Below are 25,547 nucleotides of genomic sequence, written 5' to 3' on the forward strand. Positions count from 1 at the left end.
ATTTAAAGTAGGTAGTAGGTCATGAGGGGCGGGGGTACTATATGAGTGGTCAATCTAATCATGAGAAAAAAGATGTGTTTCATGAGGAATTACGTCACCTTAGAGATGGCTATTACATAACGGAGAATGAATATAAAAACATAATAAACGCTCACGATAACTATTTGGAAGCTCAGGCTTCAGCCGCAGAGTATGAGGCAGGCAGTGATTTCGTGGAAAAAGAGGATCGAATCTTTAAAAAGGATACGTCGGCAGAGCCGGAAAAACCGGAGAAGAAACCGAAGAAAAAGCTGAGCAAAGAACAACTGAGAGAGCGTAACATCACGTGGTCTCTTATTTTAGGGGTCATCCTGCTGCTGATCAGCGGGCTCGTAGTTGCCACAAGCCAATGGGAACAGATGGGCTCTGGTTTAAAAGTCTTTTCCATTTTCTTTGTCTCCTTATTCTTTTTAGGGTTAAGCTTTCTATGCAGAAAATATTTGAAAATTGAACAGACGGCTTTTGCTTTTTTAACGTTAGGCAGTTTACTGATTCCTATCGCCGTATTAGCGATCGGATATTTTGAGTTATGGGGAAGCTATCTATCATTCGATGGGGAAGGCAGGTACATACTTGGGCTGCTTGGTGCTCTCATCCCCCTGCCTCTTTATGTTAGAAATGCTTTTCAGCACCAATCCAGACTCTTCGTTTGGATCGCTTTAATTTTTCTATCGTTATCCGCGGGATTTGGTTTTGGAGCTTTACAGGTTCGTGTAGATGCTTTTTATTTACTTGTTATGTTGTTTAATGCTGGTCTGATCTTTTTGTATCAGAAGGTTAAACATATTGATCGTTTCGTACTGTTTACAAAAGAGCTGCCTATCTATGTTCAGGCGAATATTATCTTATCCACTTTACTCATGCTCGTTTTATTCGAGAGTGAAGTCTTTTACAGCTTTAATCTATTCCTGACGGCAGGGTTATATTTGGCTATGGTTTTTGTATATCAGACGAAAGAATATCAATTTGTATTTTCTGCTTTACTCGCCTATGGTCTTTATCAGCTTGTGGAGAACACTGGAATGGCTGCCGTCGACACCATTGTGTACGCCTGCGCAGGATTATTCTATGTAGGGTTCGCGTATGCAAGTCGAAAGCACCATTTCATGAGAACCGCTTTTCTCTATACGAGTGGTGTAGTGTCCTTTTTAGCTTTTCTTTACATTAGTTACGAAGGTATCACGTTACATGCAGAGGATGGCAGCGTTCTGTTGTTTCTTGCTTATCTCATTATGGCCATCAATTACGGTGCACTTGCGTATCTTGTAAAGCAGCTGGTTTTTCAATATTTAGCCCCTGTTTTTGTATTTGCTGCTGCCTGGCAAATCTGGCTGCTGGGAGATCCGCTCTCTCTGCATCTGGAGATGTTCATGTTTATTATAGGGGTGCTTATACTCATATATCCTGGGCTGTTTGCCGTTCATAGGCTGCTTCAACCGGTAAAAGACAGCAGCTTTAATACTGCTGCAGCCGTGATCGGGGTAAGTCTATATTTTAGTGTATTGAATAATAGATTCGGGGAAGCGGCTGTTATTTTGTTCGTCGTAGGCCTTCTTTCCTTTGTGATCGCAAGACAAACACGGACGAAGGAAATACGGGAAACGGCTATATGGGTCCACCCTGTAAGCTGGTTATTGTCCTCCCTAATGCTTTTTTTGTATATGAACGAATATGTAGCAAACTTACCGGACTTCTATAAGGAGTCTCCCCATTTTGCTTTGAGCGGGGCTGCGCTGCTTGGGATCAGCGAAATCTATAGAAAGTTGAAGCGAATCGAGTTTTCACGTTCTTCTTTTTATGTAGGACAATCAAGCTTTATCCTTGCGCTGATTCTTATCCTCTATGGAGGTGCCGGGTCCGATATCGGTCTTACTCTGATTTTATTTATAGGCATAGGAGTACTAACATGGCTCGTCCTTTACACAGGTATAAATCATCTGTGGATTTTACCCGCTTTGCTCGTACTGTCATGGTATAGTTCTCTCCTTCTTATTTTTCCGTTCGAAGAATTCTCAAGCGCGGTCAATTTCCTGATGTTTGCACCCTTATGGCTTATGATGATCAGCGAGTATGCATCAAAAAGGTGGACTGAGTTGAAACCTTACTTTTTCTGGTTGGCTCATGCTGTACTTATACCTTTGACCGCTGTCGTCCTATTAGACCAAACTTTACAAAAAAGTCTGCACCCCATGCTTCTTATTATACCGTTGATGTTATATGCGTTCAGCACTCTCAGTCGGCATAAAGAGTGGCAGGTGAAGACATTTTTATATGCTGCAATGGGGGTCGTGTTCGCTTTGACAGCGACTGTACCTGGTTTCTACAATTGGCTGCCCGGTGTTCCTGCTGCTTACGCATGGCTGTCGGCAAGCATTATGTTTACGGCTGCCTGGGTGTTCATTCCGTGGGGATGGAAGCGGAGGGCTGATTGGTTTATTATCCCTTTTTCAATCATAGGTTTACTCAGTCTGATTCATCATGGAAATCTTCTGCTTTATGAAATGGTTCCTATTCTTTTTTACATTGTTCTTATTTGTTTATTTATAGAACGCAGGGAGTGGTCGGTATTCAGCCTCGTTCCTCTCGCTCTTTCTTTGGCTCTTTGGGAACAGTACAGAGGAATATTAAGTGCTGGTTGGATGATGTTGATTCTTGTGATGTCTTTTTCGCTGCTGCTGGCTATAGGTCATCGCAGGTTCAAACGATTAATACCCGTAAATAACCAATCATTAGTGATGGATAGCTATTCTTGGACGGCTTTTATCTACATTCCTTATCTGACGACCTTCTTACAGTGGGAAAGTATCATCTGGTTGAAAATTGTTCCTCCTGTCCTGCTTGGTCTATGGTTCCTCCTGAACCGGAACAGGGTGCAGGAAAATTACATGACACGTGTGTTTGAGACACTTGGCATACTTAGTTTCTATGCTGCATACCTGTTGATCGTGAACGATTACAGACAACAGATACCAGACCTCGTTTATGCGGAGCTGCAGGTGCTGCCGTTGATCGGAGTTTTAGCTATCATACGTAAGTATACATGGAAGCACCATAACAGGATTATGAACCAAATCCAGCTTGCTCTTTTGCTTTTTATTGCTGCCTATCTAGTAGTTGATGCCATACGCAGTCATACGATTTGGGATGCATGGATGATTGGTGGATTATCTTTAGTATCGATGATTATCGGGATGCAGCTGAGGATAAAAGCATACTTTTTTGTGGGAATGGGAGTCCTTATCTTTAATGTCATTTATCAGACGAGGCCTTACTGGGGAAATATGCCGTGGTGGGCGTACTTGCTTGTTGCTGGATTCCTGCTGATTGGTGTGGCCAGCTACAACGAATGGCAGAAGCAGCAGAAGCACAATCCGGTGGGAAGAAAGATGAAACAGCTGTGGAGGACTCTAAAAGATTGGAATTAATAAAGAAAATGAAACTCATCCGCAGCTGATTCGTAGATAGTAAGGTGAATTGATAAAAAAGGAGGGACTTTAGAAAATGTCGAAAGCTGTAATGCAGTTGAAAAACTTAAAGAAAACTATTAAAAATAAACCGATCATCAAGGGACTGGACTTCGAAATCAATAGTGGAGAAGTATTCGGTTTCCTTGGTCCGAACGGAGCTGGAAAGACCACTACGATCCGTATGATGGTTGGTCTGATGAGTATGACAGACGGTGATGTGATCATTAAAGGACATAGTGTTAAGAATGATTATAAGAAAGCTGTCCAGCACGTAGGAGGGATTGTTGAAAACCCTGAAATGTATCCGTTTATGAGCGGGAGAAAAAACCTGATACATTATTCACGGATGGTCCCTGGAGTGACAAAAGAACGGATTGAAGAAGTCATCAAACTCGTCGGGTTAGAAAAAAGGGTGAACGATAAGGTATCGAAGTATTCCCTTGGCATGAGGCAGAGGTTAGGAATTGCTCAGGCGTTACTACATAAACCATCTATCTTAATACTGGATGAACCGACAAACGGCCTTGATCCTTCCGGTATCAGGGAAATCCGTGCGTATATAAGACGGCTGGCAGCAGAAGAAGGCGTGGCAGTCATCGTTTCCAGTCACATATTATCTGAAATGGAAATGATGTGTGATCGCATCGGAATCATTAAAAATGGAGAGCTTATCTCCATACAGTCTGTCAATGACGCGCTGCAGCAGTCTGAGAAAAAAGAAGTCAGCCTTGAAGCCGAGCCGATGGCAGAGGCGCAAACAATATTGAATGAAGTCATTGAAGGGGATGTGCAGCAAAACAAAGATGCATTGACCTTTACGGTGACACGAGAAGAGATACCAGGCATTATTGCTCGTTTAGTGTCTCGGGAAATCGATGTCTATAGTGTCACCGTCACACGATCTACTTTAGAAGATAAATTCCTGGATTTGATTGGAGAGGGAGCTATTGAGTAATTTTATCCAATTAGTAAAAAATGAGCAGATGAAAATGTATGCGCAAATTTCCACATGGGTGATGCTGATCATATTAGCTGTGCTCGTGATAGGATTTGGAATTATTCTAAAAGTCGATGGAGGAATGACGCAGCAAGAAGCGCCTGCTGGTAATGAGTGGCGAGAAGCATTACAAGCAGAAAATGAGCAAATCGAGAGTGAAATGGAAGAAGGTTCTGGATTTGCTCCAATGAATGAGGAAACATTAGCAAAGAACCAATATCGTCTAGACAATGACATTGCTCCGAGCGGGTATAACGTATGGAACTTCGTGCAGGAAAATCGAACGAACGTGTCCATCATCAGCTTACTGACGATCATAGTGGCTGCCAGTATTATTGCAAACGAATTTAAATGGGGTACAATAAAGTTATTGTTGATCCGACCTATTTCACGTTCGAAAATACTAGCGGCGAAATATACGTCGGTGTTAGTCTATGCTGCAACTATGCTGTTGCTGCTATATGTCTTATCCATCCTGACTGGGGCGGCTTTATTTGGAACAAATAACTTTAACGAGCCTTTCCTGTTCATGAAGGATGGAGAAGTGCAGGAAGCCCCTATTTTTCAACATACTGCCTCTCAATATTTATTGAGTTCTGTTAATCTATTCATGATGGCGACTTTTGCTTTCATGATTTCGGCAGTATTCAGAAATAGTGCTTTAGCAATCGGTGTAGCTATCTTTCTCATGCTGTCAGGAAATTCAATTGTAGCTTTCTTTATGGATAAGGAATGGGCAAAATATATTTTATTTGCAAATACGAATTTAAATCAGTTCTTTACTGGGACACCTATGATCCCTGACCTTACCCTCGGTTTTTCAGTTAGTGTTCTAGCTGTATACTTGATTTTATTTCTTGGATTATCATGGCTGTTTTTTACAAAACGTGACGTAACAAATTCTTAGTAGAAAGGAAGTGGGACGTGTGAAACGAACAGTTGAAATAATATTTACAATCATTGGTGCTGTCTTTTATGGATTAGCCATAGGAATTGGAGCATTATTCGTGAATCTGGATTCCAATCCCCAAACGAGAGCAGAATTAGAAAGTATACTGGCTCAGGATCCTAACGTAGACCCTAACCAGATCTCTGTGGATCAGTTGATCAATGGAGTGGCTACGGGAGCCTGGATCGTTATAGCCGCAGCTATACTGGCTATTGTCTTAGGAATTCTATCGATTGTTTTCCTTAAAGGTAATAAGAAACCGAAAGCTGCAGGGATTATCCTCATTGTATCGGGTGTGCTTTTGACTTTCGGTACTTTTGGTTTAGGCTTGTTCGGAGGGGTGGCTTATCTTGTTGCTGGTATTGTAGCCCTGGTTAGAAAGCCGAAGCAGCCGGTCGTTGAACAAGAAACGAATGAGAGTTATTAGAACAGGAAGTACGAGCCGTTTTGGCTCGTGCTTTTTTCTTTAGAAAAAGGCTAATTAATACAAACTCACTTTAGTGGAGGACTCGACTCAGTTTGAGATGTGTGGGCTGTTTCCGTTATGTTTAACAGCGGGAAGAGCTCCGGGAGATCACTCCCTTTCCGTGGGAGCGCGGTGAGCACTCTCTTCCCACAGGAGTCTCGCGATTTCCCGAAGCTCTTTATGATGATTAATAGCACGGAAACTCTTATGACAGGACTTCAGCACCTAATAACACTGAATGATTTAATTATGAAGTATTTGATCAGAACATGGCTAGTGGTGGGGGCCTCCACCCATGGGCGCGCTTCTTTATTTGAGGGTTCGTCTCTCACCTTCATCGAATGGGGTTGTTGGGAAGCTGCGAGACTCCTTTTGTAAAAGCGGAAGCGCTTTGGTCAGCGGCGTATGGACTGGACTGAGCTGGCGGAGATAAAGGAAACACGAAGAACGGAGTGATTCGATGTTGACTTATCGTACAGAAGTGAAGGAAGTCTCAGTAGCCGCTAAGCGCTGGAGCTGGATAGGCCCCATATGGTTTATGGGCTGATTCACGCCCTACACTAATTTAAGTGTAAAAGGTGGGAGAAGGATGTAGGCGAGATCCCACAGGGCTGCAAGCCCGAGGAAGCTCGCCACTTCCCCCACAGGAAAGCGAGTAGCTTCCCAACCACCCCTGACTCTTAAAAAGGCAACGAACCCCGATCACCTCGAAGTCCAGTCTTCCGCTATCCTGCCATATTGCTGAATAACTTTTTATGAAAATCAACAACGAAATTTAGCATAACTTTTTAAAAAAAACGAATGAATTATGAGAAAATTGCGAATGCCGATTGACAAGGTAGGGATTACCCCTTAAGATAAGCTTTAACATTTAATTAAATACTTTTTAACTTCTTATCAAGAGAGATGGAGGGACTGACCCTGCGAAATCTCGGCAACCAGCGAAAGCCCGGTGCCAAATTCAGAGGATGCTGTAAGCTTCCGAAGATGAGAAGGACGTGCTCGGATTTTAAATTCGTAAAGAACGCCCTTTCTTACTTCGTGAAGTGAGAAAGGGCTTTTTTCGTTTTAAGTCCAGATTTGATTAACCGGATGTGCTGCAGACCGCGAGGAGAATTGGGAGATTTGTATCCATAAAACAAAATAGAAGGAGACGATGAACAATGAGTGATTTGCAATTTGCGTACTGGGTTCCAAATGTAAGCGGAGGACTGGTCGTGTCCAAGCTTCCACAAAAAACAGGGTGGGATTTCGAATCTAATCAGCGTTATGCCAAAACCGCCGAGGAATCCAACTATGATTTTGCCCTTTTGCAAACTCGTTTTTTTGCAAGTTATGGAGCAGAAAACCAACTGGAGGCTATTACACTTGCCTCTGCCTTAGCGGCAAGCACCAAAAAATTGAAATTGATTTCAGCGGTCCACCCCGGATTATGGCACCCTGCTGTTTATGCGAAAATGCTATCGACATTGGATCAGATAAGTAATGGGAGGGCAGCTGTTAACATTGTCAGCGGGTGGTTCAAGCAGGAATTTACCGGATTTGGAGAGCCATGGCTCGATCATGCAGAACGTTACAAGCGCTCCGAAGAGTTCATACGAGTACTTCGTGAGCTTTGGACTAAAGAGCAGGCTTCTTTTAAAGGAGACTATTACGAAATAAATGAAGCACCCCATAAGCCTAAACCAGTTCAAGGTGGAAATTTACCGATTTTCCAGGGTGGAAACTCAAATGATGCAAAAGAGATGGCTTCTCGAGTTTCTGATTATTACTTTATGAACGGAAATACACTGGAGGGGTTCAAAAAGCAAATCGATCAAGTAAGTGAGCTGGCTGCCAAAGAAGGCCGAGAAGTGAAGTTCGCTGCCCATGGATTTGCGATTGTCCGCAATACAGAAGAAGAAGCCCGCCAACAACTGCAGGATATTGTACATGCAGCTGACGATGATGCAGTAGAAGGATTTCAGGAAGCTGTAAAAGAAGCGGGGCAATCGACTGAAAATAAGGAAGGAATGTGGGCAGATTCCTCTTATGAAGACTTAGTTCAATATAATGACGGATTTAAAACAGGCTTGATTGGAACCCCTGAACAAGTAGCTGACCGGATCATTGAACTAAAGAGAATAGGGGTTTCGATTGTTTTAACGGCCCATTTTCATTATGAAGAAGATTTGGAGCGGTTTGGAAAAGAAGTTATTCCATTAGTAAAAGAAAAAGAAGAAAAATTAAAAACGGAAGGTGTTTTGACATGAAATTATTAGGTATATCAGGCAGTGTGACACTAAGCTCTAAAACATGGGCGGCAGTGAATAAAGCCGTAGAGGCAGCTGCACAAGCTGATCCTGAACTAGAAACCGAGGTCGTCCATCTAGGAGATTTCGATACAGTTCTATGTGACGGCAGAAATCCTGCAGATTACGAAGGAGAAACGAAAAAAATCATTGATTTAATTGAAGAAGCTGATGCGTTAATTATTGGGACTCCTGTTTATCGTGCGTCGTTGACGGGTGCCTTGAAAAACGTTTTTGATTTGATTCCAAATGACGCTCTTCGTGGCAAAGCAGTTGGATTTGTAGCTACCGGCGGGACGTACCATCATTATTTAGTCATCGATCATCAACTTAATCCATTGGCAAATTATTTTAGAGCGCATGTCGTTCCTGGCGGAGTATACGTACATAATGGGCATTTCACTAACGGTATAATCACTGATGAAGACATTGAGTTCCGATTGAATGGACTAGGTGCTTCGACAGCAGAGCTTACTCGGAAGTTAGGGAAAGAGCATGCCCGAGTCCCTCAGCCTTCCATACAGAGATGATAGAAAAGTGCTGGACATAGTGCCAGCACTTTTTTTAATCCAAAATCCGATTCATTTCATCCACATCTGCTAGCTGTCGATTCGCCACACTCGTTTGCTGGGGCATAAAGCCGTCTCCGTCACAAATTTTACACGTGTAACGCCACTCTTCATCATCCATTAAAAGGCCGCGGCCGTCACAAGCAAGACACACTTGGTCTCTGCTTCCCATATGATCCCTCCTTCTCACCCTGAGTACTTAGTAATTTTTCCAGAATTACACCGAATATGCATGAAAGGCTTGGATTGGATTAATGTTTCGGAAAAAGGGGAATATGTTGAAAATTGGAGGGGATGAAATGAGCGAGAATGACAATCAGAAAGAATATCAAGAAAAAGAAACTGAAAATAATATTCAAGAAAAAACAGAGCGTCCGCGCAGACAATTTTATATTCCATCACAAATCGTTGATGAATTTGGAGAGAAAGGCCGTGATCACTTAGGGCAGCCTTTCGGCGGAATGATGCTTCTAGCTCTGACTGCAGGCTCATTTATGACTTTCGGTGCAATATTTTCCATCCTTATTGCTGAAGGGGTAGAAACCCAGGGTCTTTTCCATTTACTTTCGGGTTTTGGATTTGCAGCTGGTTACGCAATGGTTTTCATTTCAGGCGCTATCCTGTTTACAGAAATCAATGTACTGCTGCCATCTTACCTATTCAATAAATCAAATTTAATGAAGGTCAATATATATAAATTCTGGGGAGCCACTTATATCGGTAACATTCTCGGTGCCGTCATGGTCGCCGTCCTGATCGAATTATCCGGGTCGCTCTCACCAGAATTTTATTCAGAGCTATCTTCTTATTTAGATAAAAAAATGAAGTTTATGGATCATGGAGTAAAAGGGTGGTTTGAAGTACTTGTTTCAGGTATATTGGCTAACTGGCTGATCGGCATGGCCGCTTTCCTGACAACGGCCGCGCGAGATATTACAGGGAAAATATTAGGTACGACTTTGCCGGTTATTTTATTTGTTGCTGGTAACTTCCAGCACAGTGCTGCCAATATGGGGTATTTCAGTATGGGAGTTTTAGCCTCTGACAAATACGCTTGGTATGAATATATTTGGTTTAACTTGATTCCTGCCAGTATCGGTAACTTGATCGGCGGAGGAATTCTAGTTTCGTTACTTTTCTCTTACGCTTATAAAGAAGACCTTAATACAAGCTTAGGTAAAAAGAAAAATCGCAAGTAAAAGCCTCCTCTAAAGGAGGCTTTTTTCTTTCGTTAAAGTTTCCTTATCTTGAACCTTACGTTTCGAGACTTTTGTATGAGAAGATGGTGGCTTTAGGAATCGAGCCTTTCCTAAAACCACCATCCACTTATTGTGATGACGGAACAGTAGGACGACTGGGAATCGATTCTTTCATATGACTTTTCAAAATGATAAGAACTAAATAAACCACGACTTCAAAAGTCGTGGTTTAAACAATTATTCAAACAGCATAATTTCAGGGTCTTTCTCGTACGTGTGAACGAGCATCGCATGAAGCTGGCCTCTGTGGTGGTACATATGGGCGATGATTTCTAAAAGCCATTCAAAACGCGTATATGTAACATCCCACCATGAAGTGATCTCAGTAAATAAGTGTTCTTCCGTATAGCTTTCATATTGAAACTTCAGTTGAGCAAAATGTTCATATAGAGTTGCAGATATTTCTTCCGTAGTTTTTAAGGAAATCGATTCGTAAAATGCCTGTATATCAGATTCAGTAGCCCCTTCGGCAACTCTTCCATCTGCCGCAGGAATTGTAGCTAAATGCTCAAGAAGTTCCCCGATAGAGAACTTACCTTTGGTAGGCCTGAAATCTAAATCTTCATCTTTTAACTGGCCAAGAATTTCTGAAAGAGATGCTATCACTATTTCTAATTGATGGAACGCGCTGTCGCAGTATTTATTCATTTGATATACCCTCATTTATAAAAATTGTTAATGATATATTCTTCATAACTTGGGAAATACCTTTCGACATGTGAAAATCTCTATAAAAACGACAATATTCCCCGGGAAATACTATTGACTATGACGTAACGTCATAAATTATGATCAAGAGGAGGTGATCACCGTGTACAAAGTGAAAGAAGCTGCTGAATTAGCGGGTGTTAGTGTGCGCACACTGCACCATTATGATCGAATGGGTCTCTTGACTCCAAAAAAAGGGGGAAATGGGTACCGATACTATGATGATAATGATTTCATTATACTGCAACAAATTCTATTTTTTAAGGAATTGGATTTTTCATTACAAAAAATCAAAGAAATTTTACAAAGTCCCGATTTTGACGAGCAGAGCGCTTTACAGCAACACAAGAAAATTCTGTTAGAGAAGAAGGCGAGATTGGAGAGGGTGATCAAATCTGTCGATCAATCGATAGCGTCTTTTAGAGGGGGAGAAACAATGACACCGAAAGAAAGGTTTGAACCGTTTGATATGCAAAAGGTTGAAGAGCACCGTAAGAAGTATGCAAAAGAAGCGGAACAACGATGGGGGGACACGGATGCCTATAAAGAGTCAGCTGAGAGAACTTCGGCTTACTCAAAGGATGACTGGAAAAAAATCCACGAGGAAAACGAGGAAATAGACAAACGTCTGGTGCAGTTGATGGACCGGGACCCTGCAGATGAAGAAGTGCAAAAGTGTATAGATGCTAAACGACAGCATATCACAAAATATTTCTATCCATGCTCTATCGAGATCTTCAGAGGACTGGCTGATATGTATGTAAACGATCCGAGGTTTACTAAGAATATCGATAAAGTTAAACAAGGGTATGCAGCGTTTGTAAGTAAAGCGATGCACGTGTACTGTGATCAAAGAACTTAAACTGACTCAGCCTTTCCTGACAAGGGAAAGGCTGTTTTTTTATCTGGGCTGGCATACGAGCCCATTGTGTACTTTGATATAGCCATGCCGCAAAATATTAAACCCGCTTTCATACATATACAAGCCCATCTGTTCCACAGTCATCAGCTCCCGGTACGTATGGTTCATGACATCAGCCATAATGCGGTAATACACTTTAGAGCGAACTTGGTTCCTTGGAGTCGTGAGGATCGCATACCCGCCCGGTTTAAGGAAGCGGCGGTGCCAATCGGCAACCTCGTGCTTATATTCGTCAGGAAAATGCTCCAATAAACCGACGGATAGGACGATATCAAATTCTTGTCCATAGTCGAGGCTCCTAATATCATTTACGATATATTCAATAGATAAATCATCTTTATAATAAACTTTTGACTGTCCAGTTTGCGGATTTTCACCTAAGAAGGGGTAGGCTTCCGGGAATTCAGCGAACCTTGTCGTCTTGCAGTATTCATCATAGTCTACCATCACTATTTCTGCTCCAGGGTACATGGCGCCGAGCTGCATGGCTTCGTACCCTTCTGCAGCCCCGAGAAATAATATCCTTGGCTTTTTAATGTCGATTCCTTCAAAGAGAGCTCGTTTACCTCTCGGATCCCAAATGCCATCCTGAATTCTGTGAACATAATTCCATAAATGTAATTGCACCATGCTGCCGATTGTGTGTTTGACTTCTCCTGGTCTGAAGGATTTCAATTCCTTAAAAAAATCGTGCTTGGAGGATGCCAATTCGCCAGGCACGTCTTTTACGAACCATTCGTGAAAAGCTTTATTAAAGTAAGTCCAAGAAGTGTGCGGGTCCATTGCCTTTTGATGTCTGCTTTCCCAATCGGTTTTCTCTTTAGAGTCAGCTTTCACTTCATAAGGACGTCCGATATCTTTCCACTTCAACTGTGACCAATCTTTTACTGTGTGTAACGTCACGAATTTATTGTATTCTTTTTCAGAAAAGCTTCGTAAATCCATCCGGTAAGATGGCAGCTTTTTAGTTCTGCCGATATGAGAACTTGAGTATGGACGAGTGTGAGCCGAAGTTAGTGTGCTTTCTGTTAACAGGTTCATCACTTCCTTAATTTTCTATTTATTATACACTTCCATGATAGCGCTTACAATAATTGCTTGAAGGATTTTAAGTGTTATACCAGAAGTAGTTATAAAGATCATGTTTGAAAGGGGCCATTCTATGAAAAACTGGATCGATGAATTAAAGCGAGTGCTTACTCCAAAGCAGGTATTAACTGAGTTAGCGGATCGTCACAGTTATAGTTTTGACGCTTCTTTCGGGGAGTACTTACCAGAGGCAGTCGTCCAGGTGAAGAATAAGTATGAAGTGGCGTCGGTCCTGAAAGCTGCGAATGAATTTCATTTTCCTGTCTATCCAAGGGGGAAGGGGACATGTTTAAGTGGAGGTCCTTTGCCGGTTCATGGAGGAGCTGTGCTGGACCTTTCCCAGTGGCCGGAACAAATCGATGTGCGCCCGGAGGATTTGACGGTGGTAGTCTCTCCGAGTGCATTACCAGCGAATATCAATCAAGCTGCTGAGGAATATGGGCTGATGTATGCTCCTGACCCGAGTAGTGCTCATGTCGCAACAATCGGCGGAAACCTTGCAGAGAATTCTGGAGGACCAAGAGGATTAAAGTACGGGGTGACAAAAGATTTTGTTTTAGGACTGGAAATTGTCACCCCTGAAGGAGAAATTACCCGGACAGGCGGACAAACCATCAAAAACGTTACAGGATTTGACCTGACAAAACTGATTGTCGGGTCTGAAGGAACGCTTGCGGTAATTACGGAAGCCACGCTGAAACTTCTCCCAAAGCCTCCAGCAGTCCAAACCCTGATGGTTTCTTTTAAAGACATAAGGTCGGCTGGACAGGCCGTTTCGAAAACGCTCACTTCAGGCATACTTCCTTCTAAGATGGAGTTTATGGATCAGGCATGCATCCGAGCCGTAGAAAATTTTCAACCATCAGGTTTGCCGATTGATGCAGAAGCGATTCTCATCATAGAGCTGGACGGACACCCTGACGCGATAGCCGCTGAACTAGAGGTAGTTGAAAAAATAATGATGGAACTAGGTGCTTCTGAAACGATTGTTCCAGGTAATCCTGAAGAAGCTGCGCGGATCTGGCATGCAAGAAAGCAAGTATCCCCTGCCATAGCTCAAATTAAACCTACGAAAGTGTCGGAGGACGCTACCGTTCCCCGCAGTAAAATTCCTGAAATGATGGAACGTCTGCAAGCGATTAAGGAAAAATACAAAGTCGAAATTGTCGTGTTCGGTCATGCCGGAGACGGAAACCTTCATCCTAATATTTTATGTGATAAACGAGACCAGGAGGAAATGGCGAGAGTCGAATCAGCGGTAGAGGAAATTTTTCTGGCTGCTATTAAATTAGGCGGGACGCTGAGCGGGGAACACGGAATTGGCACAATGAAAGCGCCATTTATGGAAGTTGAACTTGGGAAGGTGGGGCTCGACATGATGAAACGTATGAAAGAAAGCTGGGACCCGAACAATATTTTAAATCCTGGTAAAATTTTCACTGAACAGGGTCAAAGGTTAGTGCTGCGTAATGAGTGATCTGGAAGCATTGAGGAAACAAGTAAACTACGATCAAACCTTTGATTGCGTCCAATGTGGCTATTGCTTACCTGTCTGTCCTACATATGAAACAATGAAACGCGAAACCCATTCTCCGAGAGGGCGGATTAATTTAGTGAAAATGGCTGGCGAAGGGAAAATTAAGATAGCTGATTTGAAGGAGCCGATTGAGAAATGTTTGGGATGCATGGCTTGTACAACGATTTGTCCTACCAACGTCCAGTATGGTCGGATTTTAGAAGGTGCGAAGGAAGCGATTGAGCAGCATGAAGTTAAGTCAGGCTTTCAAAGAAAGACAGAACAATTCTTGTTTGATAGAGTCTTTCCCTCTTCTCGTTGGATGGGGACATTGGGAAATGCGGCATGGCTTTATCAAAAATCAGGAATGCGTAAGCTTGCGCAAGTAACGTATTTGACTTCGGCCAGCCCATTAAATGTGAGCCGTTTCGAGAAAGCTGTACCTGATCAGCCAGGTCCATTAGAAAGATCCCTCCGTAAACATCGTGTACGCCCTGATTATAAATTAAGAATGACAGTAGCTTTTTTTACCGGATGCGTCATGGATGGTGTGTTTTTTGATACCAACCAAAACACTATGGAACTCTTGCGGCTTTCTGGAGCAGAGGTGGTAGTGCCAAGGAATCAGACCTGTTGTGGAGCCTTGCATTCACACGCAGGTAAGTCGTCTTCGGCAGAAGAGCTGGCCATCAGAAACATGGAGGCTTTTGATCTCGAAGAAATAGATTATATCGTCAACAATGCGGGTGGGTGTGGAGCAAAAATGACTGAGTATCCTCACTTGTTCGAGCGAGGAACATATTGGCATGAGCAGGCAAAGGATTTTTCCGAGAAGGTTCGTGACATTTCTGAAGTTCTTGTGGAATTGGATGGATTAGAATTCACTGAGCCTGTAGAGCTGACGATAACTTATCAGCCTTCCTGCCACATGACCCATGTGCAACGCGTAAGCGAGCCGCCTCTCCTTCTATTGAATCAAGTAAGGGGGTTGAAGCTCAGACCATTAAAACGTCCTGATTTCTGCTGCGGGTCGGCAGGGATCTATAATTTAGTGAATTATGATGAATCTATGAAAATCCTCGATGTGAAGATGGATGATGTCAAAGAAAAGCGGCCAGATGCTGTCATCACAACTAATCCCGGCTGCCTGATTCAAATGAGAGTAGGAATTGAACGAACTGGACTTGAAAAGAAAATGGAGGCGATGCATTTAGTAGATTTGTTGATGGAGGCAGGACCTGTGCCTAAATGATAGGCTTTGTTAAAGTCCCGTGTTAACATAGCCAAATGATAAAAGGCTGACTGCAGAAAGTTGTCATTCCACAACCTTTGGTGGACGAAACTTCATATAGCTTCGTCCGCTTCGGTGTTTTAATATAGAAAGGTTTTCTCTAAAACATTACGCAATCTTTATAAGAAGGACACTTATTGAAATAATCATCTATTACTTCGAGCTCGGAGTAAGGAACTTTTTCATTGCCTATGACCTGGTAACCTCCAAAACCGATGCCTGTTAAAAGAACAAGGTCTCCCGAGGCTGCTAAATCAAAAGCATGGTGAATGGCTTCTTCTCTGTATAATTTAGTATGGATGTTATGTTCTAACGGGTTTCTGAATCCTTTAAGGACATCATTCACCACTTCCTGACGATCCGCAAACCCAGGCTGGTCGACACTCACTATGATTTCATCAGCCATTCCTTCCACCGTTTTCGCCATTAATGGGCGTTTGTTTGGGTCTCTTAATCCAACCCCTGTAATCATGACGATTAGTTTGTGGTAAGGAATGGATCGAACCGCTTGTAAAATGTTTGATAAAGCATCAGGTGTATGAGCATAATCCAATACAATTTGGTAAGGGGCATCATTCTTTACAATCTGATAGCGTCCTTCCGGGCATTTCACCATAGATATAACAGAGAGGATTTCTGGCATAGAGTATCCGGACTGTTTGCAGGCTCCAATGGCTGCCAATAGATTACTGACGTTATATTCTCCGTAAACTGGTGCATGAACTTCAAATAGACCTTCGTGTGTTTGGAGTGTAAAGGATGTGCCATCTAACGTAGTACGGATGTCCCGCATTCGAAGGTCGGCTCGCTCATTTTTTCCGTAAGTTAAGAGAGGTCCGTTGAAAAATTCCAGGATATCTCCTGCCATGACTGTATCATCAATGTTGACCACGGCTCGTTCAGCCTGTTCAAACAACTTTAATTTAGCTTGTTTATAATTTTCCATACTGCCATGAAACTCTAAATGCTCCGGTGTTAAATTTGTATGGACAGCTACATTAAAATCAATAGTTGCCAGCCTCTTTTGTTCAATGGCGATAGAAGTAGATTCTATGACAGCTGCTTTCATCCCTTTTTGGTTAAAATGGTCGAGCACCCTATGAATATCAGGGGCTTCCGGAGTAGTAGGAACAGTCTGCCTGAAACTTGTTTTCTGTGCGTCGTCCCAAATTCCCGCCGTACCGATAGATCCTGTGCGAAGCGAAAGGGCATTCAAAATGGAGTAAATGAAAGAAGTAACCGTAGTTTTACCATTCGTACCTGTGACACCGATCGTAGATAATGATTCAGAAGGATTTCCGAATACGTGAGAAGATAGGTGTGAAAGTGCTATTCGGGCATCGGCTACATGGATGAAAGTAATAGAAGGAAAAGTGGAAGAATATGTAGAAAGTAGATGTGCGTCCGTACCCGCTACGGTTTTTGCTCCATTCTTAATGGCTTGCTCAATGAACTGATGTCCATCGTAGTTTTCTCCAGGTATACATACAAATATGGAGTCTTCAGTCGTCTCTCTCGAATCGTACTCTACTGTAGAAGCATATTGAGCAAGGGGGCCAAGGACCGTGCCTTCAACGACTTCATTCCAATGCTGTAGTTTCTTCTGCATGTCTTCATCATCCTTTTTGTAAATCTCTTTAGTAAGCTGCTATGCTAATGCTGAATAAATTCCCTATACTAAAGAGGGTAAACATAAATAAAGCCCTCAATCGGCTAACGATTAAAGGCTAGTCTCAATGTTTCCATTATTTAGTGATAAGCTTCTTCTTTTTGTGCTTCTGCAAAAGGAATAAATTGTTCGATAACGTTATCAAGAAAGTCGACCGTCTGTTTGTCGTGCAGATGTCCATCGGTGTCCATCTTATCTTGGATCTTTCCGATTAGAATCTCATTACCAGGCAGCACATTCGCGCCCATTCCAGGAGAGTTCAAGATTTGACGGAGCTGCATTTGAGCTCGTACGGTTCCAAGAACACCCATCGTGGCACCTGCTATGAAGGTGGCTTTATTCGCCATTTCACGTTCCCCGCGGGACAGCCAGTCCAGTGCATTTTTAAGCACACCGGGGATTGAATGATTGAATTCAGGCGTTACGATTAGAAAAGCATCGGCATCAGCGACTTCTGCTTTAAAGCGCTGCACAGAAGGGGGAGTTTCATTCTCGACATCCTGATCATAAAAAGCTAAATCGCGAATAGGGACAACATGGATATCTAAACGACCTTTGTATCTTTCTTTCATAAAATTAGTCAATTTCATGTTATAAGAATCTTTACGAAGACTTCCGACAAGAGCCGCTACTTTTATCATAATAAATCCTCCTAGATATACATTGCATAATCCTATTATAAAGGCCGTCATGGCAACTTTCTAATCATCTGCATCCTCTTTATTATGCCATGGTAAAAAAATCACCGTAATATGTCAAAAAATTTGTAAAAAAAACTATTGCGTTACCCCCCTTATAGGGAGTAGAATTTTCTTAAATTCTTTAGTTTTAGTGTGAATGAATCTGGGAATTATATTAATATACTAACGTAAGGGAGGTAATCAAAATGACCATGCTTTATTCCAAAGCTCGTGAACTATTCGATCAAGATTATAAGAATAGTGAAGAAGCTAAGGAATCTCAAAAGACAGCTTCCACAAAAGTGGAGCGCACAAAAAGCGGCAAGCTTCTAATGCCATTCCGTAAAAACAAGCGGAAATAATGACTAAGAAGTGGTGACGGTAGCTATGAGAAAATATAACAAACAAATAACGAGGGATTGGCCGAAAGCTGTTCCCTGGAATCAACGTCTTAACAGAAAATAAGTTAGGGCGTTGATTTTTTTTGTGGATAAAAGTTTGAAGTCTCTAAAAAAGTGTAATCTTTATCATAAAAGGAGGCTTCATCATGAACGTATTCTCAAACGAAGCATTATCAGGGCACCATATACTTATTACCGGGGCGACCGGAGGTATCGGTTACGAAACAGCAGTCGAAGCGGTAAAAGCCGGAGCTGCTGTCACGATTACAGGAAGAGACGAAGAGAAACTTAAAGCTTTAGAGGAAGCATGCATGAATGTGGACAGCGATGCCAAAGTGTTCTCTGCCCCTGCTGATATGAATGATCAGGAAGCTCGTAAAGGGCTGGTTTCTGAAGCGGCTGAACAACAGGGACCAATAACAGGGCTAGTCAATTCTGCTGGAGTAATCGGCGGCGGTCCTTTAGACGAGATATCAGAAGAAGATCTTCGATCGGTCATGGAATTAAACTACTTTTCGACAGTTTTACTGACTCAGGAAGTTTATAAACATATGAAACAACAATCGAACCCGAGAGGAGCCATCGTGAATTTATCCTCATTGTCTGGTTTGAGAGGAACACATAGTAACATCGCCTACAGTGCCTCAAAATTTGCGGTCACAGGCTTCACTCAATCTCTTGCTGTAGAAGCGATAGAACACAACATCCGGGTCAACGCCGTATGTCCCGGCTATGTTGATACGGCAATGGGCCAGCAAGCGATCAAAAGTAAGGGCGAGCGTGAGGGACGCAGCTACGAGGAACAGTTAAAGATGGCTGAAGCTGGGATTCCGTCCGGTCAGTTGAGCACTCCAGGAGAAGTGTCCCGTGCCATTATCTTTTTATTGTCAGACGCTTCTTCAAATATCATAGGAGAGTCTATGAAAATTTCTGGAGGAAGCGTCATGAGGTAACTTCATGATAAAATAATTCAAAGTCTATCATGAATGAACGGAGGAGCAAGTATGGCTCAAGATCGCTATTCACGTCAGCACCTCTTTACACCTATTGGTGAAAAAGGACAAAACAAAATAAAGTCGAAACATGTGTTGATTCTTGGAGCTGGTGCTCTTGGGACAAGCAGTGCAGAGCAACTCGTCAGATCAGGTATCGGTAAGCTGACGATAGTGGATCGGGACTATGTGGAATGGAGTAACCTGCAAAGACAGCAGCTATTTGAAGAGGAAGATGCGCGCAGCCGTACTCCCAAAGCGGTTGCCGCCAAAGAAAAGCTGCAGCTTTACAATTCAGAAGTGACGATCGAAGCCTATATTATGGATGTTCAGCGAGAAGAGATGGAATTTCTTATTCCGACTGTGGATATCGTGTTAGATGCTACAGATAATTTTGACACGCGGATGTTGCTTAATGACTGCTGCCAAAAGTATGCTACACCCTGGATTTATGGCGGATGTGTAGGAAGTCATGGGATGAGTTTCACAATAGTTCCCGGGGAAACCCCATGCCTGCATTGTCTGCTGGAATCTGTACCCTTAGGAGGGGCTACATGTGACACGGCGGGTATCATCAGTCCCGCTGTACATATGGTAACAGCACACCAGGTGGCAGAAGCTTTAAAGCTGTTAGTAGGTGACTATGACGCCCTGTTTCATAAACTGATCACTTTTGATCTATGGAACCATCAATATTCTGGAGTGAAAGTCGGCCGCGCAAAAAATAAAGATTGTCCTTCCTGCGGTGAAAACCCGTCCTACCCCTTCTTGTCTTTAGAACATCAAACGAAAACGGCAGTGCTCTGCGGCCGTGATACGGTTCAAATACGTCCTGGACAAAAAGTGGAGAGGAATTTTGAAGAATTGAAAGCGGCAATTCCAGCAGGGAACGTAGAGGAGAATCCATTTTTGCTATCTTTTCAAACGAATGATTACCGCATGGTTTTTTTCAAAGATGGACGAGTTCTGATTCATGGTACAAAAGATGTGACCGAAGCCCGTCGTCTGTACCATAAGGTCGTAGGGTGAACAGAAAGCGTGTTTTAGTTTAGCAATAACAGGGAAACATAACCAATAAGAAACCAAATCGGGTAGGAGGTTATCAACATGGGGAGATTGCTTAAACGTGCGATTAAATATGGTCCAATGATATATCCATTAATTAGAAAGTTCATGCGGAAACGCAGGTAAAAAAGTAAGGAAGGAAAACGTGCCGGACGAGGCACGTTTTTTTTATAGGATAATATAAAAGAAATTTAAGGCGGAATGTATTATCATTAAGCCATATGCGGGAAGGAGGAGATTTATATGGATAGATGGGAATCTACACCTATGATACGTTTTTTCGGGGGCAGGAATCTACTTTACATACTGGCAGTTATCCTGTTCGTCGGAATCAATGTTTTAGTATATACACAAGTTTCTTTCATTTTCCATCCAATCGTCATTTTCATTGAAACAGCCGCTTTGCCCGTCATATTTACAGTGGTTGTCTATTATTTATTGAGTCCTTTCATAAGACTGTTAGAGCGTTTCGGTCTTAAGCGGATTTGGGGGATACTGATTACTTTAGCTATTGTGGCTGGTGTGATCACATTGATTGTATTTTTGATCATTCCTTTTCTGGAAAGACAGTTCTTGAGTCTGGCTCAGGAATTGCCTCAATATTTAATGGAATTGGCAGATTCCATCCATAGTTGGATGAAGAATTCAATTTTTGCAGGCTACTACAACGATTTGTTCCGGGACCTTGAGGGGACCCTTGGGCAGGTTTCTGAGAATTTTTCAACTTATGCTGGAAATACAGTAGAAGGTTTGACGACATTTATATCCACTGTGACAAACGTGATTATTGCCTTAATTACGCTGCCGTTCATTTTATTTTACCTTTTAAAAGATGGGGAAAAATTCCCGAATATGATTTTAAAAATTTTCCCGCCAAAGGTTCGTCCGGAGCTTTCCAGTGTATTTAAAGGGATCGATCACCAGCTCAGTGCTTATATACAAGGGCAGATCATCGTCAGCTTCTGTATAGGTGTGATGATGTATATCGGTTTTCTCATCATCGGCCTTGACTATGCGTTATTGCTTGCGGCTATAGCAAGTGTCACAAGTGTCGTGCCGTATCTTGGACCTATGATTGCGATTATTCCAGCGTTGATCATTGCTATTGTCACGTCTCCATTCATGCTCTTGAAGCTTACTTTAGTATGGACAGTCGTCCAGTTGTTAGAAGGAAAGTTCATATCCCCGCAAATTATGGGGAAACGACTGCATGTCCATCCCGTTACTATCATATTCGTCTTATTAACGGCGGGCCATTTATTCGGGGTGCTTGGTATCATTGTAGCTATCCCGGCCTACGCTATCATCAAAGTTGTCGTCACTCATTTGTTTTACTGGTTTCAACGCAGGTTCAATAAATATGCGGAACCTGAGAATCAGTACGGAACTACGAAATAAAAGCGTCTGTTACAGCGGGCTCCTTTGGGATGCAGAACATGGTGAGATCTCGCAGGGCGTCAGACCATGGAAAGTGATCCATTACCGGTTCAAGCTCTACTTTTAGTAACGGAAATTTCTAAGTTAAAGCCTCTGGTAAGTTTTAATGTTTATATTCATATAAACTCCCTCTTCTTGAAGACTTAGTTTCGAGACATAGTGTGACTTTAGGGGCGGAAGGAAACGGTTCGCTTTCCGTGGGACGGGCGCTGAGCCTCCTCGAGCTTCGCTCTGTGGGGTCTCACCTGTCCCGCTCATCCCACAGGAGTCTCACCGTTTCCTTCCGCCCCTTACCATATAAGTGTCTCGAAACCGCTGCAAGGAAAAGCAGCAATCTAAATCTAAGCAAGTGATCGAAAGACTTGCTGTATAGCGTTTTCTGCCTACAGAACAGCAATGAAGGAAGTCGCTCCTTATGTGGGGCGTTTCTCATATCTATCGAATGGGGTTGTTGGGAAGCTGCGAGACGCCCTTTGTAAAAGCGGAAGCGCTTCGTTCAGCGGCGTATGGACTGGACTGAGCTGTCGGAGATAAAGGAAACACGAAGAACGGAGTGATTCGATGTTGACTTATCGTACAGAAGTGAAGGAAGTCTCAGTAGCCGCTAAGCGCTGGAGCTGGATAGCCCCCCCTGAGATATATGAACGGATTCACGCCCTAGACTATTAAGGTGTAAGAGGTGGGATGAGAGTGATTGGTGAGATCCCGGAAGGCGGCAGCCTGAGGAAGCTCACTGCACTCCCACGGAAAGCGAGCCCATTCCTAAAACCACCTTCCACTCATCCCGATGACGGAACCGCAGAGATACTACTGGGTTTCAGCCCGAGGAAGCTCGCCAGTTCCCCACAAGAAAGCGAATAGCTTCCCAACCACCCCTGACCCCCTCACCAAATATATCGAAATCAAGTCTTTCGCTATCCTGCCATATAGCTTAATAACTTTTTATGAAAAAACAGACAAAAGCGCTTGGATAATAAAATCCAAGCGCTTTTGTCTGTTAAATACACTGTTATTTAAGTGCTGAACTTATATTGAATTAGATTGTTCTATTAATATTCATAATGGATGATCGCCAATCCATCATCGACCTCCTGGTACTCCCTTTCACGAAAACCTAGAGATGCATACAGTTTCCTGGCAGGCACGTTCTTGGCTCCTGTGCTGACGATAATACGTTCAGCTTTGAATTGAAGGATATAGGATAGTAAATTTTTCGCTATCCCCTTTCTAAAATGTGAAGGGGAGACGACTAATCGATGAATATCCACGGTTGCATCATTCCAGACGTAAGAAATAAAGCCGGCCAATTGATCGTCAACGTACCACCCGATAAAAGACTCAGAGCATGCTTTGATATCCTCGACAGTATCGTAAAGTCCAGGAATTCGGTCACTCCCGATCATATCGGCTTCGATTTGGTAAGCAGGACACTGAATACTGATGATTTTTTCTGCAATCCTTGTTTCATAGTGATTCAATGGCACGATCATGAAGCAATCCCCCCTCTATGTTAATAGATTATACGATAAATGAGGTGACGATCGATAATAAAATAGAAGTCAAAACGACAGCAATGATAGGCTTGAACGCCCGAGCGCGCGCATCACGCAGACTTACATTCAGTCCGAGACCAGCCATAGCCATCGTCAAAATGAATGAAGTAAGGCTGGAGATTCCATCCATTACCCCTTCTGAAACCGGGATGTAGACGCCGAGGACGAAACTCCCGAGTAAACTCATTATTAAAAAACCTGCTAAAAACCATGGAAAGGGAATGGATTGGTTCGATGTGTTTTTATTCTTTTTCTTCATCATCCAGATTAACAGAATGCATAGAGGTACGAGAAGTGCTACACGACCAAGCTTCGCGAGTAAAGCCATAGCCAAACCTTCCTCGCCTGCAGGATCGCCTGCAAGCACAGCATGGGCAACTTCATGTAAACTTAACCCGGCCCACATGCCATATACCTCCATTTCCATGGGAAGGAAAGGTCGCAGTAGGACATAGACGATGGCGAACACTGTGCCTACAAGAGAGATGATGCCGGCGCTTAATGCTGTATCTTCTTCCTTTGATTTTAAAATAGGGGAGACGGCCGCAATTGCTGACGCCCCGCATACCCCTGTCCCGATGCCTAATAGTAAAGAAAGTGATCGATCCGCCTTTAATGACCTGGCTAATAACATCATCACTCCGATACTGAAAACAACGACGAGCAAGTCGCGGAGAATCAAGGGAACCCCCTCTTGTAAAATTAAGTTTATATTCAGCTTTAATCCAAATAATACAATAGCGATACGCAGTAAGTTTTTAGCGGAAAATTGTATACCTTTTCTTAATGGTTCTGGAAACCCGAAGAAATGCCGGTAGATTACGGCTAGTATAATCGCAGCTGAAAGCGGACCGATGTGTCGGAACCCAGGCAGCAAGGCAATTAAGAATCCAACCCCGGCTACTGAGAAAGTAAAAGCGATTCCCAGCAGTAGCGATCGGTGCGTTTTGTTCATTATAGTGATCCTACCTTCTGATTTTGTATATGAAACACTATACGAGTGACCATATCATTAGTAAAATAAAAGTTTATAATCTTAACGATCAATAATTTAAATGATGGGGGAGTGCCCATGGATATAGACGCATTACAAACTTATATAGCCGTTATTGAGTTGGAGAGTTTTACAAAAGCTTCGCAGAGATTGAATTTATCTCAGCCAACAGTCAGCTTTCATATCAAGACATTGGAAGAACACTATGAAACAACGCTAATCGATCGTTCTCCGAAAAGGTTCCAGGTGACCAGTACGGGAGAGATCGTTTATCAAAGAGCGAAACAGATACTCGGAATTTTAGAAAAAGCTCAAAACGAAGTGTCCGAATACCATCATCAGCTCCGCGGGGAAATACGCATCGGGGCCAGTTACACGGTAGGTGAATATATTTTGCCGGGTATTCTAAAAGCCTTCGATCAGTTATATCCTGAAGTGGATTTGAACGTAACCATTAAAAATACAGAAGAGATTAACACTGGTGTACAACTTCATGAGTTGGATATTGGGCTAGTGGAAGGGCAGGTCAATAAGAAAGATTTATCTTCCCATCCCTTCATGGAAGACGAAATGGTTGTTGTCGTGCCAATCGATCATCCCCTGCGCTCTAAAGATGAGATTACGTTCAAGCAAATCCAGGATCAGACGTGGATTTTTAGAGAAAGTGGATCCGGTACACGGGCCGTGCTGGAATCATTATTAGAAAGCTATAACGTCAGACCCCGAAAAATGATTACAATCGGAAGTAATCATGGAGTGATACAAGGAGTGAAACAGAACCTCGGACTATCCCTGATATCTAAGACGGTCGCAGAGCATTCGAATGCTTTGGATTTAATTTTCCCACTTCCATTCATTAAGGTGCCGACTCGTTTCTTTTCCTACGTCACCCCGAATGATGAGAAGGAAATATCCAAGAATGCATCTGTATTTATTGATTTAGTGGAAGACTTGCATCCATTTAAAGAATAAATGTGAAAAATCTGTGTAAAATATGCTGGAAACGGAATATTGAGATGGAATCTGGGGTATGGTTAGATTAGAGAAAAATGAAACTATACCGATTCGTCAATCGTAAAGATGGTAGACCAGTCATTAATAACATAATCTTGTATAAACTGAGGTGAAATTATGAAAAGCCTAGACCAGATCGTCGATTACTTAAAGACACTGGGAGTTGAGGTAGAAAAGGT

The 25,547-nt window shown here is 42.7% G+C and carries 23 protein-coding genes and 1 riboswitch; of the genes, 16 read left to right on the forward strand and 7 right to left on the reverse strand.

Features of this window, described 5'->3' with window-relative positions; all coding sequences use genetic code 11:
* Positions 1 to 41: 41 nt before the first annotated feature.
* The 6 genes from O2Q26_RS16120 to O2Q26_RS16145 all read left to right on the forward strand — a co-directional run bounded on the left by O2Q26_RS16120 (position 42) and on the right by O2Q26_RS16145 (position 8,739).
* A complete protein-coding gene (locus tag O2Q26_RS16120; protein WP_289216869.1) occupies positions 42 to 3,464 on the forward strand; it encodes an SCO7613 C-terminal domain-containing membrane protein in 3,423 nt (1,140 codons plus the stop codon).
* Positions 3,465 to 3,540: 76 nt separating this feature from the next.
* On the forward strand, positions 3,541 to 4,461 hold the full coding sequence (locus tag O2Q26_RS16125) for an ABC transporter ATP-binding protein (RefSeq protein ID WP_289216870.1): 921 nt from the start codon (positions 3,541 to 3,543) through the stop codon (positions 4,459 to 4,461).
* Entirely contained in the window at positions 4,454 to 5,410 is a 957-nt protein-coding gene (locus tag O2Q26_RS16130; RefSeq protein ID WP_289216871.1) for an ABC transporter permease, read from the forward strand. Before O2Q26_RS16125 ends, O2Q26_RS16130 begins: the two co-directional genes overlap by 8 nt.
* Before the next feature lie 19 nt (positions 5,411 to 5,429).
* On the forward strand, positions 5,430 to 5,879 hold the full coding sequence (locus tag O2Q26_RS16135) for a DUF4064 domain-containing protein (RefSeq protein ID WP_289216872.1): 450 nt from the start codon (positions 5,430 to 5,432) through the stop codon (positions 5,877 to 5,879).
* Positions 5,880 to 6,809: 930 nt separating this feature from the next.
* Positions 6,810 to 6,912: riboswitch (SAM riboswitch) on the forward strand.
* Between the two features lie 169 nt (positions 6,913 to 7,081).
* Positions 7,082 to 8,170: a dimethylsulfone monooxygenase SfnG gene (gene sfnG / locus O2Q26_RS16140; protein ID WP_289216873.1), complete on the forward strand. Its 1,089-nt coding sequence runs from the start codon at positions 7,082 to 7,084 to the stop codon at positions 8,168 to 8,170.
* Complete coding sequence (locus O2Q26_RS16145; RefSeq protein WP_289216874.1) at positions 8,167 to 8,739, forward strand: NADPH-dependent FMN reductase; 573 nt, start codon at positions 8,167 to 8,169, stop codon at positions 8,737 to 8,739. The genes sfnG and O2Q26_RS16145 overlap by 4 nt, the downstream gene beginning before the upstream one ends.
* A 34-nt stretch (positions 8,740 to 8,773) precedes the next feature.
* On the opposite strand, the gene O2Q26_RS16150 is transcribed toward O2Q26_RS16145, so the two are convergent.
* Positions 8,774 to 8,950, reverse strand: a complete 177-nt coding sequence (locus tag O2Q26_RS16150; RefSeq protein ID WP_253935778.1) for a hypothetical protein — start codon at positions 8,948 to 8,950, stop codon at positions 8,774 to 8,776.
* Between the two features lie 127 nt (positions 8,951 to 9,077).
* Between O2Q26_RS16150 and O2Q26_RS16155 the strand changes: the two genes are divergently transcribed.
* On the forward strand, positions 9,078 to 9,977 hold the full coding sequence (locus O2Q26_RS16155) for a formate/nitrite transporter family protein (RefSeq protein ID WP_289216875.1): 900 nt from the start codon (positions 9,078 to 9,080) through the stop codon (positions 9,975 to 9,977).
* Between the two features lie 237 nt (positions 9,978 to 10,214).
* Here O2Q26_RS16155 and O2Q26_RS16160 read toward each other — a convergent pair whose 3' ends face one another.
* Entirely contained in the window at positions 10,215 to 10,685 is a 471-nt protein-coding gene (locus O2Q26_RS16160) for a DinB family protein (RefSeq protein ID WP_289216876.1), read from the reverse strand.
* 163 nt (positions 10,686 to 10,848) lie between these two features.
* Between O2Q26_RS16160 and O2Q26_RS16165 the strand changes: the two genes are divergently transcribed.
* Positions 10,849 to 11,607 (forward strand): MerR family transcriptional regulator, encoded by a 759-nt coding sequence (locus tag O2Q26_RS16165; RefSeq protein ID WP_289216877.1) that lies wholly within the window; start codon positions 10,849 to 10,851, stop codon positions 11,605 to 11,607.
* 39 nt (positions 11,608 to 11,646) lie between these two features.
* Here O2Q26_RS16165 and O2Q26_RS16170 read toward each other — a convergent pair whose 3' ends face one another.
* Positions 11,647 to 12,708, reverse strand: a complete 1,062-nt coding sequence (locus tag O2Q26_RS16170) for a class I SAM-dependent methyltransferase (RefSeq protein WP_289216878.1) — start codon at positions 12,706 to 12,708, stop codon at positions 11,647 to 11,649.
* A 121-nt stretch (positions 12,709 to 12,829) separates the two neighbouring features.
* Between O2Q26_RS16170 and O2Q26_RS16175 the strand changes: the two genes are divergently transcribed.
* Together O2Q26_RS16175 and O2Q26_RS16180 are read left to right on the forward strand one after the other, a co-directional pair.
* Positions 12,830 to 14,233 (forward strand): FAD-binding oxidoreductase, encoded by a 1,404-nt coding sequence (locus O2Q26_RS16175; RefSeq protein ID WP_289216879.1) that lies wholly within the window; start codon positions 12,830 to 12,832, stop codon positions 14,231 to 14,233.
* Entirely contained in the window at positions 14,226 to 15,524 is a 1,299-nt protein-coding gene (locus O2Q26_RS16180; protein WP_289216880.1) for a (Fe-S)-binding protein, read from the forward strand. Before O2Q26_RS16175 ends, O2Q26_RS16180 begins: the two co-directional genes overlap by 8 nt.
* Before the next feature lie 139 nt (positions 15,525 to 15,663).
* Here the strand turns inward: O2Q26_RS16180 and O2Q26_RS16185 are convergent, their stop codons facing one another.
* A complete protein-coding gene (locus O2Q26_RS16185) occupies positions 15,664 to 17,172 on the reverse strand; it encodes a UDP-N-acetylmuramoyl-L-alanyl-D-glutamate--2,6-diaminopimelate ligase (protein WP_289216881.1) in 1,509 nt (502 codons plus the stop codon).
* A 140-nt stretch (positions 17,173 to 17,312) separates the two neighbouring features.
* Positions 17,313 to 17,873: an NADPH-dependent FMN reductase gene (locus O2Q26_RS16190; RefSeq protein ID WP_289216882.1), complete on the reverse strand. Its 561-nt coding sequence runs from the start codon at positions 17,871 to 17,873 to the stop codon at positions 17,313 to 17,315.
* A gap of 245 nt (positions 17,874 to 18,118) precedes the next feature.
* Between O2Q26_RS16190 and O2Q26_RS16195 the strand changes: the two genes are divergently transcribed.
* The 5 genes from O2Q26_RS16195 to O2Q26_RS16210 all read left to right on the forward strand — a co-directional run bounded on the left by O2Q26_RS16195 (position 18,119) and on the right by O2Q26_RS16210 (position 21,768).
* The gene (locus tag O2Q26_RS16195; RefSeq protein ID WP_289216883.1) at positions 18,119 to 18,274 is read left to right on the forward strand and encodes a hypothetical protein; all 156 of its coding nucleotides are present in this window, start codon (positions 18,119 to 18,121) and stop codon (positions 18,272 to 18,274) included.
* Between the two features lie 185 nt (positions 18,275 to 18,459).
* Positions 18,460 to 19,266, forward strand: coding sequence for an SDR family NAD(P)-dependent oxidoreductase (locus O2Q26_RS16200; protein WP_289216884.1), 807 nt, complete (start codon positions 18,460 to 18,462; stop codon positions 19,264 to 19,266).
* Between the two features lie 51 nt (positions 19,267 to 19,317).
* A complete protein-coding gene (locus O2Q26_RS16205) occupies positions 19,318 to 20,334 on the forward strand; it encodes a thiazole biosynthesis adenylyltransferase ThiF (RefSeq protein ID WP_289216885.1) in 1,017 nt (338 codons plus the stop codon).
* A 78-nt stretch (positions 20,335 to 20,412) separates the two neighbouring features.
* Positions 20,413 to 20,496 (forward strand): hypothetical protein, encoded by an 84-nt coding sequence (locus O2Q26_RS19175; RefSeq protein ID WP_491624965.1) that lies wholly within the window; start codon positions 20,413 to 20,415, stop codon positions 20,494 to 20,496.
* Positions 20,497 to 20,613: 117 nt separating this feature from the next.
* Positions 20,614 to 21,768 carry an AI-2E family transporter gene (locus tag O2Q26_RS16210; protein ID WP_289216886.1) on the forward strand — a complete coding sequence of 385 codons (1,155 nt, stop codon included), beginning with the start codon at positions 20,614 to 20,616 and terminating at the stop codon, positions 21,766 to 21,768.
* Positions 21,769 to 22,856: 1,088 nt separating this feature from the next.
* On the opposite strand, the gene O2Q26_RS16215 is transcribed toward O2Q26_RS16210, so the two are convergent.
* Together O2Q26_RS16215 and O2Q26_RS16220 are read right to left on the reverse strand one after the other, a co-directional pair.
* Positions 22,857 to 23,297, reverse strand: coding sequence for a GNAT family N-acetyltransferase (locus O2Q26_RS16215; RefSeq protein WP_289216887.1), 441 nt, complete (start codon positions 23,295 to 23,297; stop codon positions 22,857 to 22,859).
* Positions 23,298 to 23,325: 28 nt separating this feature from the next.
* Entirely contained in the window at positions 23,326 to 24,315 is a 990-nt protein-coding gene (locus O2Q26_RS16220; RefSeq protein ID WP_289216888.1) for a YeiH family protein, read from the reverse strand.
* 117 nt (positions 24,316 to 24,432) lie between these two features.
* Here O2Q26_RS16220 and O2Q26_RS16225 point away from each other — a divergent pair, with 117 nt between their 5' ends.
* A complete protein-coding gene (locus tag O2Q26_RS16225; RefSeq protein WP_289216889.1) occupies positions 24,433 to 25,326 on the forward strand; it encodes a LysR family transcriptional regulator in 894 nt (297 codons plus the stop codon).
* Positions 25,327 to 25,547: the final 221 nt, after the last annotated feature.

The organism is Halobacillus campisalis, from assembly GCF_030345335.1.
Taxonomy (GTDB): domain Bacteria; phylum Bacillota; class Bacilli; order Bacillales; family Halobacillaceae; genus Halobacillus_A; species Halobacillus_A campisalis.

What these genes read in the sequence shown, in the direction of transcription:
- O2Q26_RS16185 (WP_289216881.1), bottom strand. Translation starts at nt 17,172, where the DNA reads ATGCAGAAGAAACTACAGCATTGGAATGAAGTCGTTGAAGGCACGGTC.
- O2Q26_RS16120 (WP_289216869.1), top strand. Translation starts at nt 42, where the DNA reads ATGAGTGGTCAATCTAATCATGAGAAAAAAGATGTGTTTCATGAGGAA.
- O2Q26_RS16160 (WP_289216876.1), bottom strand. Translation starts at nt 10,685, where the DNA reads ATGAATAAATACTGCGACAGCGCGTTCCATCAATTAGAAATAGTGATA.
- O2Q26_RS16125 (WP_289216870.1), top strand. Translation starts at nt 3,541, where the DNA reads ATGTCGAAAGCTGTAATGCAGTTGAAAAACTTAAAGAAAACTATTAAA.
- O2Q26_RS16210 (WP_289216886.1), top strand. Translation starts at nt 20,614, where the DNA reads ATGGATAGATGGGAATCTACACCTATGATACGTTTTTTCGGGGGCAGG.
- O2Q26_RS16205 (WP_289216885.1), top strand. Translation starts at nt 19,318, where the DNA reads ATGGCTCAAGATCGCTATTCACGTCAGCACCTCTTTACACCTATTGGT.
- O2Q26_RS16170 (WP_289216878.1), bottom strand. Translation starts at nt 12,708, where the DNA reads ATGAACCTGTTAACAGAAAGCACACTAACTTCGGCTCACACTCGTCCA.
- O2Q26_RS16145 (WP_289216874.1), top strand. Translation starts at nt 8,167, where the DNA reads ATGAAATTATTAGGTATATCAGGCAGTGTGACACTAAGCTCTAAAACA.
- O2Q26_RS16180 (WP_289216880.1), top strand. Translation starts at nt 14,226, where the DNA reads ATGAGTGATCTGGAAGCATTGAGGAAACAAGTAAACTACGATCAAACC.
- O2Q26_RS16195 (WP_289216883.1), top strand. Translation starts at nt 18,119, where the DNA reads ATGACCATGCTTTATTCCAAAGCTCGTGAACTATTCGATCAAGATTAT.
- O2Q26_RS16220 (WP_289216888.1), bottom strand. Translation starts at nt 24,315, where the DNA reads ATGAACAAAACGCACCGATCGCTACTGCTGGGAATCGCTTTTACTTTC.
- O2Q26_RS16225 (WP_289216889.1), top strand. Translation starts at nt 24,433, where the DNA reads ATGGATATAGACGCATTACAAACTTATATAGCCGTTATTGAGTTGGAG.
- O2Q26_RS16200 (WP_289216884.1), top strand. Translation starts at nt 18,460, where the DNA reads ATGAACGTATTCTCAAACGAAGCATTATCAGGGCACCATATACTTATT.
- O2Q26_RS16155 (WP_289216875.1), top strand. Translation starts at nt 9,078, where the DNA reads ATGAGCGAGAATGACAATCAGAAAGAATATCAAGAAAAAGAAACTGAA.
- O2Q26_RS19175 (WP_491624965.1), top strand. Translation starts at nt 20,413, where the DNA reads ATGGGGAGATTGCTTAAACGTGCGATTAAATATGGTCCAATGATATAT.
- O2Q26_RS16150 (WP_253935778.1), bottom strand. Translation starts at nt 8,950, where the DNA reads ATGGGAAGCAGAGACCAAGTGTGTCTTGCTTGTGACGGCCGCGGCCTT.
- sfnG (WP_289216873.1), top strand. Translation starts at nt 7,082, where the DNA reads ATGAGTGATTTGCAATTTGCGTACTGGGTTCCAAATGTAAGCGGAGGA.
- O2Q26_RS16215 (WP_289216887.1), bottom strand. Translation starts at nt 23,297, where the DNA reads ATGATCGTGCCATTGAATCACTATGAAACAAGGATTGCAGAAAAAATC.
- O2Q26_RS16175 (WP_289216879.1), top strand. Translation starts at nt 12,830, where the DNA reads ATGAAAAACTGGATCGATGAATTAAAGCGAGTGCTTACTCCAAAGCAG.
- O2Q26_RS16190 (WP_289216882.1), bottom strand. Translation starts at nt 17,873, where the DNA reads ATGATAAAAGTAGCGGCTCTTGTCGGAAGTCTTCGTAAAGATTCTTAT.